General features: G+C 63.4%; 4 protein-coding genes. 1 reads left to right on the forward strand and 3 read right to left on the reverse strand.

Annotated features, from left to right (window positions below; all coding sequences use genetic code 11):
- Positions 1–50 precede the first annotated feature (50 nt).
- The 3 genes from JYP50_RS01505 to JYP50_RS01515 form a co-directional block, all read right to left on the reverse strand.
- On the reverse strand, positions 51–1,121 hold the full coding sequence (locus tag JYP50_RS01505; RefSeq protein ID WP_206558680.1) for a DUF354 domain-containing protein: 1,071 nt from the start codon (positions 1,119–1,121) through the stop codon (positions 51–53).
- A gap of 110 nt (positions 1,122–1,231) precedes the next feature.
- Positions 1,232–2,338, reverse strand: coding sequence for a DegT/DnrJ/EryC1/StrS family aminotransferase (locus JYP50_RS01510; RefSeq protein WP_206558681.1), 1,107 nt, complete (start codon positions 2,336–2,338; stop codon positions 1,232–1,234).
- Positions 2,335–3,372 (reverse strand): Gfo/Idh/MocA family protein, encoded by a 1,038-nt coding sequence (locus JYP50_RS01515; protein ID WP_206558682.1) that lies wholly within the window; start codon positions 3,370–3,372, stop codon positions 2,335–2,337. Before JYP50_RS01515 ends, JYP50_RS01510 begins: the two co-directional genes overlap by 4 nt.
- Before the next feature lie 428 nt (positions 3,373–3,800).
- Between JYP50_RS01515 and JYP50_RS01520 the strand changes: the two genes are divergently transcribed.
- Entirely contained in the window at positions 3,801–13,112 is a 9,312-nt protein-coding gene (locus JYP50_RS01520; RefSeq protein ID WP_206558683.1) for an Ig-like domain-containing protein, read from the forward strand.
- Positions 13,113–13,187: the final 75 nt, after the last annotated feature.

Consider the following 13,187-nt stretch of genomic DNA (forward strand, 5'->3'; position numbering starts at 1 on the left):
GAACTCACCCAGGGCCTGCTCATTGAACGTGTCAACTCTCAGTCGCCCTTTCACACGGCATGCGCCTGCGAGCACAGGTTTTCCTGCCGCAAGATCTCTTCGATATGCTCCAGGATCGTTGTGAGGGGAGTGTTCTGAGTTTCCTCGATTGGCCTGGACGTTTTTTTTCGCAAGCCGATCTCTTGCACTGCGCTCACACTGTCGACCATTACCAGGCGCCGCTGTCGAGCCAGCTCTTTGTCTACGAGGCCGGCCGGGCCCCTGAAGATGCTGTATACAGGCACATTGAGTGCCGCCGCTTCCCGGTTCATCGTGCCGCCACCGCTCACCACGAGGTCCGAGTGCCACAGCAGGTCCAGCCCGTTTACGGCGATTTCCGGTACAATCACTCGTTTACCGATGAACCACTCAGGGTGAGAGGCTCGATAGAAAGCCTCCTGCTTCCGGTTTCTGGGAAGTAAAATGATCTGCAGTTCACTGTTTGAGCAAGCCCGGTCCATGAACGCCTCGAACAGCAAATCGCTTTCAGCTTGATGGTAGTGAGATTCTGTCGCGGGCGGCCTCACGGTGACGACGATTTTGTCGGTATTTATCCCCAGCGCCCCCGGTAGTGAAGGGTCCACGACAAAGTCGTGGGCATAGACGTCCTCCTTGATGCCGTCGTATGCGAGGATGCGTTTCCTGTTTCTGCATTGCAGGCGCTCGCTCCAGATCGCGCTGGGCACTATCTGCCAGCGTGGCCTGAGTAGCAGTGGTGTTTTTGCATGTTCGTAGTCCATCAGCATGACAGTAGGTATGCGCAGGAGATTACAGATCAGGATTTGCGATCTGGATCCGTGCGAAAGCGCCAGGGACGGACGCTTGCGCAGCACAAACGGAATCATTTGCACGCTGCGCCAGACGAGCCCCGTTATCTTGAGGAATGGGTTTTTCCCGTAGTGGCGCCCGATTTTCTGGTAGCGGACACCCAATAGGTCAGCCAGTTGGCATACCTGAAAAGCTTCGCGTGCCGTCACCGCTACCTTTTCCCCCCGGTCGGTGAGTTGTGCGATGATCGGCCGGAAGAAGGGGACGTGGGGCGTATTGTCCAGGTCGATCCATATTCCGTTGTTGCTGGCCACAGTCTGTCCTGATTAAGTGGTGGATGGACGCTGTTCGTCGCGCCTTTTGGCTCCGTCGGCTCGTCCTATCCGCGTTACGATTTTTTGCCGGCAGGCTCGTCGGCAAGCTGTCATGCGGTTTCCTTTAGCGCAGAGCGCAGTACGTTATTCACTTGCATTGCCTCGTGTTTTCCCAGCTCGGCAAAGATTGGCAGCGAAAGAAGTTCTCCCGCGGCGCGTTCTGTAACCGGCAGATCGCCACTGACGCAACGGCTGGTCGCGTAGGCGGCCTGCAGGTGAACCGGTATTGGGTAGTGAATGCCCGTTTGTATATGGCTTTTATCGAGGTGTTGTCGTACGCGATCCCTGTCGCGAACACGTATTGCATATACGTGGTACACATGCCTGGTGTTGCTTTGCTCCCAAGGGCATGTGATATCACTGCCCGCGAGCAGCTCGTCGTAGTAACTGGCGATATCGCGCCTGGCCGTGGTCCAGGCGTCAAGATGTCGAAGTTTTACGCGAAGTATGGCGGCCTGAAGACCTTCCATGCGATAGTTGAACCCCTTGTGCACATGGTGGTATTTCCGCTCCTGTCCCCAGTCGCGCAACATGCGTATTTTTTCGGCATACAGAGGGTTGTCTGTCAGTACGATGCCGCCTTCGCCACAGGCGCCGAGGTTTTTTCCAGGATAGAAGCTAAAACAGCCCATGTCGGCCAGGGTGCCGACCCGCCGACCCCTGTATTCGGCGCCGTGAGCCTGCGCTGCATCCTCTATGACAACCAGGCCGTACCGCCTGGCTATTTCCATAATAGGGTCCATGTCCGCCGGCTGGCCATGAAGGTGAACAGGAACGATTGCTTTCGTTTGCGTTGTTATGGCTGACTCTATCAGGCCGGGATCGATGTTCAGGGTGTGTTCGTCGACGTCCACGTATACAGCCTGGGCCCCGGTGTAATCGATCGCCGCCACGGTCGCGACAAAGGTGTTTGCAACGGTGATGACTTTATCGCCGGGCCCGATACCGGCGGCCAGTAGCGCGAGGTGCAAGGCGCTGGTGCCGGAATTCACGCCGACTCCGATACCCGCCGAGCAGTACTGTGCGAACTCATTCTCAAACGCCGTCACCTGATCGCCCAGAATCCATTGCGTGCTCGCCAGCGTCTCACTGACCGCCGGCATGATTTCATCCTTGATGCTTTCGTATTGAGCCTTCAGGTCCAGAAACGGTATCATGCCACTTTCATGCCTCTCCCGTTCCAGCCGAGTTTAACGGGCCTGCCCCGTTCCGAGAGTGACACTGTCGCCGCTTCGAGAATTCGCAGCACGCGCAGGCCAGCCTGCCCGTTACTGGGCGAAGCTATATTCTCGTTGATACAACGCAGGAACTGCTCGGCTTCAACCTGAAGCGCTTCCCTGATGTCCAGTTCCGGTGCAAGCATGTCGCCGCTGCGATAGGCCACCCTTTGTTGATAGGCTTTTTCCTTGTCTTCGTGCAAGGTAATTCCCTTGTCATAGATTTTTATCTTTTCGCTCGGTTCAAGGTCGTCGTACACAATCATCTTGCGACTTCCGCCGAGCAGGGTTTTGCGCAGCTTGACTGGTGATAGCCAGTTCACGTGCAGGTGGGCGATACAGTTGTCTTCAAAGAAGACGGTAAGATATGCGACGTTAGCGGGTTGCCCTTTGAGATGACTCACGCCCGACGCCGAGACAGCCGTAACCTTGGACGGCAATACATAGTCCATTATGGACAGGTCGTGTACAGCCAGGTCCCACATTACGTTGACGTCGGACTGGAACAGGCCGAGATTGACGCGGGTCGAGTCGTAGTAGTAGATATCACCAATTTCGCCGTCTCGCACTAGATCGCGCATTTTTCTCACCGCACCTGTATAGATAAAGGTGTGGTCGACGTGCAGCACGAGATCGCGCTTTTCGGCTTCTTCGATTAGGTGCTCGGTCTGCTCGGAATTTTCGGCGATCGGCTTTTCGACAAATACGTGCTTGTTTGCACGCAGGGCCTGCAATGCAAGTTCGTAATGCGTGGAAACCGGCGTCGCAATAGCAACGGCGTCCAGGTCGGGATTGGCGAGGAGGTCCTGTATATCCGCCGTTACTTCAATTGCCGGGTTCAGCTGCTTTACCCTGGCCAGCCGCGCGGGGTCGAGATCGGCGACGATTTTGACTTCGGCTCCCTGTGTTGTGGAAAAATTCCGGACCAGATTCGGGCCCCAATACCCATAACCGACGATACCTATCCTTAGCAAAGTGGCCCCCTATTCATTGGCTAGGTGGAAGCAAGGACTGCAACACTTCGATCCGCGCTGCGAAGTCTCGCGAGTCGCTGCAAGATGCAGGCCAATTTCATGGCCCGCTTCGCTGGCGCACTGCGGTATGAGGCTTTCAGCCGCCCGCTCCTTGCAATGGCTTGCCAGGTGTTGAGTCGTATCAGTCGGCGGGCCCCAATGCGGATTCCCGGCCCGTCAGTTGGTGGCGCGTTATTTGCAAAAGGAATAGAGATATACGGAATCAATTCACTGGTGGAGGAAATTCATTGTTCAAGCACTCGGTGGGGCGGGCGCCTGGTTTAACGGGCCATTCAGAATACTGTCCTTTTGTTAAGTAAGCCGAACACTTTGAAGTACCACGCTATACACCGAGTCATGTCGGGCCGCGCCATGAACAGGAACTGTCTATGAGGACACCCGCGTCCATTTTCGGCGTCTTTCTCCTGGGGCTATGCTGCATCTGGTCCACGCCGGGTTTCGGCGCCAAGGTTGTGCAGCTGTCCCTCGACGAGGGCAGTGGCACCCAGGCGCTGGATGGCAGCGGCCAGGGCAACCACGGCGAGCTTATCGGCGGCCCGGCTTATGAGTCCGGCACGGCGGACGGCAGCGCCTACGCGCTGCGGCTGGACGGCGTCAACGACTGGGTCGATCTCGGCAACCTCGACGTGGCCGGGGCCGGCCTGACGCTGGCCGTGTGGTTCAAGGCGGACAGTTTTCCCGGCGCCGCGCAGGACCCGCGGCTGCTGTCCAAGGCCGTGGGATTGTCCGACAACGAGCACGTGTTCATGTTGAGCACCATCCGCTCGGGCGACGCGGTTCGCCTGCGCGGCCGGGTGCGGGTGGGTGGCAGCACGCGGACGCTGATTGCCGATACCGGGAATCTGCTCACCGGGGTGTGGCAACACGCGGCCCTGACCCACGACGGGTCGACGCTGCGGCTCTACCTCGACGGGCAACTGGTTGGCAGCGCGCCGCTGGCGGGGGCGATGGACGTGGACCCCTCGATGGGCGTTGCGGTGGGGGCGCAGCCGGGCGGGGGCAACCGCCTGTTCGCGGGCCTGCTGGATCGGGTGCAGATCCTGGACCGGGCGCTGGATGCCGGCGAGGTACTGGCGCTGGTCACCGGGAACGGGGCTCCGCAGGCCGCGGCGGACGAGTACGCGGTGTCCGAGGATACGCCGTTATCGGTGGTGGCGGGTGGCGGCGTATTGAGCAACGACACCGACCCGGAGGGCGACCCGCTGCAGGCGGAACTGGTGGACGATGCCGCGCATGGCGGCCTGGTGCTGAACGCGGACGGTTCATTTGACTACACGCCCGGGGCCGACTATGTCGGCACCGACACCTTTACCTACCGGGCGAGCGATGGCTTGCAATTCTCGTCCCTCGCGCAAGTCTCCCTGGTTGTGGGGGATGTCGCCGACGCGCCTTTGGCGGTGGACGATACTTATCTCGCAGTCCCCGGAGAGTCTCTGGCGGTCGCCGCGGGCAGCGGCGTGCTGGCCAACGACACGGATGTTGACAGCGTGACTTTACAGGCAGTGCTGGAGGCCGGTGTCAGCAACGGTCAGTTGAGCCTGAGTCCGGACGGTTCCTTTACCTATTCACCCGACGTGGGCTACGACGGCAGCGACAGCTTCCGCTATCGAGCCAGTGACGGCGAACTGGAGTCGGAGTCCGCAACGGTGACCATTATTATCGCCACTCCGCCCGTGGCGATGGCGGATGCCTATACAGTGAACGAGGACGAACTGTGGCTGACCACGGCGCTGGACGGCCTGCTGCTCAATGATATCGATTCCAGCGGCGCACTGGATTTAGTGGCTGAACTGGTGTCGGGGCCGGTCCACGGAACGCTGCAGAGCCTCGGGGCGGACGGTGCCTTCAGTTACCTGCCCGCGGCGAACTTTGTCGGAGACGACAGTTTTGTCTATCGGGCGGTGGATGGCGGCACGGGTGCCAGCGCCGAGGCGACGGTGACGCTGACGGTGCTGGCGGTAAACGACCCCCCGGTGGCCCTCGCGGACAGCTACCAGATCAGCGAAAACGGCGCGCTGGTGGTCGGGGTGGCCGACGGCGTGCTGGCCAACGATACCGATGTGGATGGCGACTCGCTGCAAAATGCGACCCTGGTGGACGATGTCGATCACGGCACGCTGGCGCTGAATGCCGACGGCTCCTTTACCTATATGCCGGAAGCGGGTTACCGCGGCGCAGACCTGTTCAGCTATACCGTCGGGGATGGCCTTGCCCTGTCGAACACGGCAACCGTGACGATCGACGTTCAGGCGGAGCTGCCGGTGATCTCAGGTTCGGTGGTGCAGTTGTCCCTCGACGAGGGCAGTGGCACGCAGGCGCTGGACGGCAGCGGCCAGGGCAACCACGGCGAACTCGTCGGCGGCCCGGCCTACGAGTCCGGCACGGCGGACGGCAGTGCCTACGCGCTGCGGCTGGACGGGGTCAACGACTGGGTCGATCTCGGCAACCTCGACGTGGCCGGGGCCGGCCTGACACTGGCCGTGTGGTTCAAGGCGGACAGCTATCCCGGCGCGGCGCAGGACCCGCGGTTGCTGTCCAAGGCCGCGGGATTGTCCGACAACGAACACGTGTTCATGTTGAGCACCATTCGCTCGGGCGGCGCGGTTCGCCTGCGCGGCCGGGTGCGGGTGGGCGGCAGCACGCGGACGCTGATTGCCGACGCCGGGAATCTGCTCACCGGGGTGTGGCAACACGCGGCCCTGACCCACGACGGGTCGACGCTGCGGTTGTACCTCGACGGGCAACTGGTTGGCAGCGTGCCGCTGGCGGGGGCGATGGACGTGGACCCGTCGATGGGCGTCGCGGTGGGAGCGCAGCCGGGCGGGGGCAGCCGTCTGTTCGCTGGCCTGCTGGATCGGGTGCAGATCCTGGACCGGGCGCTGGATGCCGGCGAGGTGCTGGTGCTGGCCTCGGGGAACGGGGCGCCGCAGGCCGTGGCGGACGAGTACGCGGTGTCCGAGGATACGCCGCTGTCGGTGGCGGTGGGGGGCGGCGTGTTGAGCAACGATACCGACCCGGAGGGCGACCCGCTACAGGCGGAGCTGGTGGAGGATGTGGCGCATGGCGGCCTGGTGCTGAACGCGGACGGCTCATTCGACTACACGCCCGGGGCCGACTATAGCGGTTCCGATACCTTCGTCTATCGGGCGGTGGATGGCAGCACGGGTGCCGGTGCCGAGGCGACGGTGACGCTGACGGTGCTGGCGGTAAACGACCCCCCGGTGGCCCTCGCGGACAGCTACCAGGCCAGTGAAAACGGCGCGCTGGTGGTCGGGGTGGCCAACGGCGTGCTGGCCAACGATACCGATGTGGATGGCGACCCGCTGCACAACGCGACCCTGGTGGAGGATGTCGATCACGGCACGCTGGCGCTGAATGCCGACGGCTCCTTTACCTACATGCCGGAGGCGGGTTACCGCGGCGCGGACCTGTTCAGCTATACCGTCGGGGATGGCCTTGCCCTGTCGAACACGGCAACCGTGACGATCGACGTTCAGGCGGAGCTGCCCGTGATCCCAGGTTCGGTGGTGCAGTTGTCCCTCGACGAGGGCGGTGGCACGCAGGCGCTGGACGGCAGCGGCCAGGGCAACCACGGCGAACTCGTCGGCGGCCCGGCCTACGAGTCCGGCACGGCGGACGGCAGCGCCTACGCGCTGCGGCTGGACGGGGTCAACGACTGGGTCGATCTCGGCAACCTCGACGTGGCCGGGGCCGGCCTGACGCTGGCCGTGTGGTTCAAGGCGGACAGCTATCCCGGCGCGGCGCAGGACCCGCGGTTGCTGTCCAAGGCCGTGGGACTGTCCGACAACGAGCACGTGTTCATGTTGAGCACCATCCGCTCGGGCGGCGCGGTTCGCCTGCGCGGCCGGGTGCGGGTGGGCGGCAGCACGCGGACGCTGATTGCCGATGCCGGGAATCTGCTCACCGGGGTGTGGCAACACGCGGCCCTGACCCACGATGGGGCGACGCTGCGGTTGTACCTCGACGGGCAACTGGTTGGCAGCGTGCCGCTGGCGGGGGCGATGGACGTGGACCCGTCGATGGGCGTTGCGGTGGGAGCGCAGCCGGGCGGGGGCAGCCGTCTGTTTGCGGGCCTGCTGGATCGGGTGCAGATCCTGGACCGGGCGCTGGATGCCGGCGAGGTGCTGGCGCTGGTCACCGGAAACGGGGCGCCGCAGGCCGTGGCGGACGAGTATGCGGTGTCCAGGGACACGCCGCTGTCGGTGGCGGCGGGTGGCGGCGTGTTGAGCAACGACACCGACCCGGAGGGCGATCCGCTGCAGGCGGAGCTGGTGGACGATGTGGCGCATGGCAGCCTGGCGCTGAACGCGGACGGTTCATTCGACTACACGCCCGGGGCCGGCTACATCGGCACCGACACCTTTACCTACCGGGCGAGGGACGGTTTGCAGTCATCGAGCCCGGTGGCGGTTGGATTGACGGTGGGCGGCCTGGTCTCGGATGACTTTGTGGGGACCTCGCTGGACCCCGGTGTCTGGACCCTGGTGGACCCGCTTGGCGGTGGCCAGGCCAGCGCGGTTGGCGGCCGGCTGGTGATCGATGTCCCGGCCGGGCAGAACCATGAACCCTGGGTCGGAGGCAACAGCGCGGTACGTGTCATGCAATCGGCCGCGGACGAAGACTTCCAGGTCGAGGTGAAGTTCGACAGTGTGGGGAGTCAGGTCTTCCAGATGCAGGGCGTGCTGGCCGAGCAGGACGGCGCGACCTTTGTTCGGGCCGGGTTCTATCACGATGGCTCCCAAATCCGGGTTTTCACCGCCGTTATCGACGGTGGCAATTCGGTGGTGCAGGCCAATCTGGCGCTGCCCGGCGCGGTGCCGCCGCTGTACGCGCGCCTCGCGCGCGAGGGCGATAGCTGGACGCACAGCTACTCCATGGATGGCGGTGACTGGCAGGTCGCGGCGACCTTCACACAGCCCCTGTCGGTGTCCGCGGTGGGCATCTACGGCGGCAATAGCGGCAGTCCGGCACCGGCGCACGCGGCCCTGGCCGATTACTTCATGAACCTGGCCGCCCCCCTCGAGCGCAGCTATGTTCTGTCGCGGGAGACAACCGGCCGGGGCGCGGTGGTGGCGACCCCCGACCAGGGCAGCTATGCGCCGGGCTCCGCGGTGACCGTTGAGGCGAAAGCGGACCCCGGCTGGCTGTTCCACAGCTGGAGCGGTGACCTGGCCGGGGCCGGGAATCCGGCGCAGCTCACGATGGACGGCAATGTCGAGGCGCTGGCGAATTTCGTGCAGGACTGCGGTGGCTTGGCGCAATACAGCCTGGGTATCTCGACCTCGGGCTCCGGGCTTGTTGCCGCCGATCCGGCGGTGGGCTGTTCTCCGGGCAGCGCCCTGTATCCGGAAGGGGCGGTGGTCACGCTGACGGCCCTGCCGGACACGGGCTGGATGTTCGAGGGCTGGAGCGGCGATCTGGCGGGCGCGGTCAGTCCGGCGAGCATTACCATGAGCGGTGATGCGGTGGTGCAGGCGCACTTTAGTCCGGTACCGGTGCCGGAGTACACCCTGACGGTGGCCACCAGTGGCGCCGGTGCCGTGACACTGGACCCGGCGGGCGGTACCTATGAGGAGGGAACGGTGGTCACGCTGACCGCGGCACCAGAGGCGGGCTGGCTGTTCGAGAGCTGGGATGGCGACCTGGCCGGGACCGTCAATCCGCAAACGCTGACGGTGACAGCGGATGCGCTGGTTCAGGCGAACTTTATCGAGCCGGGCAGTGCCAGTGGCCTGGTCTCGGATGACTTTGTGGGGACCTCGCTGGACCCCGGCGTCTGGACCCTGGTGGACCCGCTTGGCGGTGGCCAGGCCAGCGCGGTCGGCGGCCGGCTGGTGATTGATGTCCCGGCCGGGCAGAACCATGAACCCTGGGGCGGGGGCAACAGCGCGGTACGTGTCATGCAGTCGGCCGCGGACGAAGACTTCCTGGTCGAGGTGAAGTTCGACAGCGCGGGAAGTCAGGCGTTCCAGATGCAGGGCGTGCTGGCGGAGCAGGACGGCGCGACCTTTGTTCGGGCCGGGATCTATCACGATGGCTCCCAGGTCCGGGTTTTCACCGCCTTTATCGACGGTGGCAATTCGGTGGTGCAGGCCAACCTGGCGCTGCCCGGCGCGGTGCCGCCGCTGTACGCGCGCCTCGCGCGCGAGGGCGATAGCTGGACGCACAGCTACTCCATGGATGGCGGCGACTGGCAGGTCGCGGCGACCTTCACACAGCCCCTGTCGGTGTCCGCGGTGGGTATCTACGGCGGCAATAGCGGCAGTCCGGCACCGGCGCACGCGGCCCTGGCCGATTACTTTATGAACCTGGCCGCCCCCCTCGAGCGCAGCTATGTTCTGTCGCGGGAGACAACCGGCCGGGGCGCGGTGGTGGCGACCCCCGACCAGGGCAGCTATGCGCCGGGCTCCGCGGTGACCGTTGAGGCGCAAGCGGACCCCGGCTGGCTGTTCCACAGCTGGAGCGGTGACCTGGCCGGGGCCGGGAATCCGGCGCAGCTCACGATGGACGGCAATGTCGAGGCGCTGGCGAATTTCGTGCAGGACTGCGGTGGCTTGGCGCAATACAGCCTGGGTATCTCGACCTCGGGCCCCGGGCTCGTTGCCGTCGATCCGGCGGTGGGCTGTTCTCCGGGCAGCGCCCTGTATCCGGAAGGGGCGGTGGTCACGCTGACGGCCCTGCCGGACACGGGCTGGATGTTCGAGGGCTGGAGCGGCGATCTGGCGGGCGCGGTCAGTCCGGCGAGCATTACCATGAGCGGTGATGCGGTGGTGCAGGCGCACTTTAGTCCGGTACCGGTGCCGGAGTACACCCTGACGGTGGCCACCAGTGGCGCCGGTGCCGTGACACTGGACCCGGCGGGCGGTACCTATGCGGAGGGAACGGTGGTCACGCTGACCGCGGCACCAGAGGCGGGCTGGCTGTTCGAGGGCTGGGATGGCGATCTGACCGGGACCGTTAATCCGCTAGCCGCGCCCGTCGACGGGGATATGACGGTTACCGCGATATTCCGGGAAATCGGGGGGAGTGGCCCGATACTGAGTAATGTCGTGGTCCAGCCAACCGGACCGACAACGGCGACCGTCACGTGGTCTACCGACGTTGGTGCCGTATCCCGCGCCGACTATGGAATTACCACCCAATACGGTGCCAGTGCGTCGAGCGAGGTATATGAGTTCGAGCACAGCCTCGAACTCGACTGGCTGCGCTGTGAGCAGAGCTATGCGCTGCGCCTGACCTCGGAGGCGTTTAGCGGAGACAGCGGCACGGCTTCACTGGTATTCACGACGGCGGATTGTCCGCACCCGGGTATTGGTAGTGCGCCCTCGATTACGCTGTTCGACGACAATGTGCTTACCTTTGGCGACCGGGGGCGGGCGCAGCGCTGGATCAACGTTCGGGGGCGCGTGGCCACCGCCCACGCCCTGAATTCGCTGACCTACGCCCTCAATGGCGGCAACCCGGAAAACCTGAATGTGGGGCCGGACAGCCGGCGTCTGGCTGGAAAGGGCGACTTCAATGTCGAGATCGACTATACACAGCTTGTTCCGGGCGCCAATCAGCTGGTGATCCGGGCGGAAGATGATTCCGGGCGTAGCACGAGTGAGACGGTGACGGTCGTCCTCGACACAACGACGCTCGACCCCGATTACACCGTCGATTGGTCACTGGATGGAACGGTTGAAAGATGGGCGTATCCCGTTGATGGCGAGTGGTCGGTCGAGAACGGAGAAGTGGCGTCGAGAACACTGGATTACGACAGGCTGTTGGTGATAGGTGATGTCGGCTGGACCGATTACGAAGTCACTGTTCCCGTTACGGTACATGAACACGGGCCGCACGCCTATGTCTGGCAGAGCGGCAGCCCCCTGGTCGGCCTGGCGATCAGGTGGCCCGGACATACACCGCTGGGGTCGGAGCAGCCGAGCCAGTACTGGTTCCCCGCCGGCGCCTTCGCCTGGTATCTATGGGGATCGGGGTATGAGCTCATCGGCAGCGACAACTCACGCTATGACAGTCACGTGGCGCCGCTTGTGTTCGGCGTACGATATGTGTTCAAGGTGCAGGTGGAGACGCTCGACGCCACCGACACCCGCTACCGCTTCAAGGTATGGGAGGAAGCCGAACCCGAGCCGCTACAGTGGCACATGGAATTCGTCACGGACCAGGGGCCGGTGTCGGGGGCTATCGGCCTGCTCGCTCACCATGCGGATGCGCGATTCGGTAACGTCGAAGTCAAGGCGCTCGTCAATCCGGAGATTCCCAGCACACCGGAAAACCTGGTTGCAGTACCCATGGGTGCGTCCCGCGTCGACCTGTTCTGGGATGCCTCGATTGATGATGTCGGTGTAACGGAATATCAAATCTACAGGGATTCCATTCTCGTGGCCACGGTGACAGATACGCGCTGGACCGATGGCAATGCAGGCGGGGGGCCCTACCTCTACGAGGTGCGGGCCGGCGATGAGGCGGGCAACCAGTCGGAAGCCGCCGTGGCGACAGTGACCGCTATCGGTAGTGACAGCGGGGCCTGGTGGGACAGTAACTGGCGCTACCGTACCTTGCTCAGTGTCGGGTCCGCGGAGTTCCCTCGCGAGGGGCGGGTCGCGGAACTCGACGTGAATTTCACCCAGTTGATTGCGGATCTTGGGGCAAGCGGAGAAGTCGACCTGTCGACGCTGCGCTGTCATGAGGTTGACGCCAACGGGGCGGTAGTGTCAGCCGACATCCCCTTCCAGTTCGTCCCGGCGATCAATTTCGATCCGGTTTCCAATGCCGTCGGTGACATCGTGATCTACATGAGCGGCTTGACTCCGCAGCGATCCGCTCGCTACTTCCACTTGTATTTCGATACATTGGGTGGCGGCAGTACACCCTCGCCGGGCAGTGCGCCACTGGTAGCGCTGACAGACGATGTGTTCGACGAGGATCAGTACGCCTATGAAATTCAAACCCAGGTCGGCACCTACCTTTTCCAGAAGCAGGGAGGCGCGTTCTCAAGTGTCCTGGACAATAACGGTAACGACTGGGTTGACTATCATCCGACCGGCGGTTCTGCGGGCAATTTCCGGGGCATACCCAACCTGGTGTATCCAGAGGGGCATTTTCACCCTGGCTCGCTTGGCGCCACGAGCTCCCTCGTACATCACGGTCCCGTGAAGGTTGTCGTGGATTCCCAGACCAACGACGGGCTGTGGAAAACACGTTGGGAATTCTACCCCAACAGGGCGACAATGACCGTTCTGGCCGCGGCAAGGCCGTACTGGTTCCTGTACGAGGGGACGCCCGGGGGCGTGTTTGATGCGAATAGCGATTTCTCGGTAAGGTCGGACGGCAGCACTGCACTGCTGTCTTCGAGCTGGTCGGGCGATCTGCCGGCCGATCAGTGGGTCTATTTCGCCGACCCGGTCGCGGGCCGGTCACTGTTTCTCGCGCAGCATGAAGACGATCTCGTTATCGACTCCTATCGACCCCAAGAAGGCGTGATGACGGTGTTCGGTTTCGGCCGGAACGAGCTGGAAAGCTTGATTACGTCGGTGCCGGCCAGCTTCTCGATGGGGCTAATCGATGCCACGGATTTCAGCGATGCATCTGAATTGATCGAGTCGGCGATCAAGCCCCTGGAATTGTCGGTTTCAGTTCCGGCCGCCCTCGATTGACCGAAACGCTCGGGAAAGGCGTGTCGGCGTATTGCCTTGAACCTGAATCCCTGCCGGTCCGGGTTTGGAGACCAA

This window comes from Parahaliea mediterranea (genome assembly GCF_017255185.1).
Lineage (GTDB): Bacteria > Pseudomonadota > Gammaproteobacteria > Pseudomonadales > Halieaceae > JAFKCZ01.

Excerpts from the sequence above, each read along its gene's own strand:
- JYP50_RS01510 (WP_206558681.1), bottom strand. The coding sequence starts at position 2,338 with ATGATACCGTTTCTGGACCTGAAGGCTCAATACGAAAGCATCAAGGAT.
- JYP50_RS01520 (WP_206558683.1), top strand. The coding sequence starts at position 3,801 with ATGAGGACACCCGCGTCCATTTTCGGCGTCTTTCTCCTGGGGCTATGC.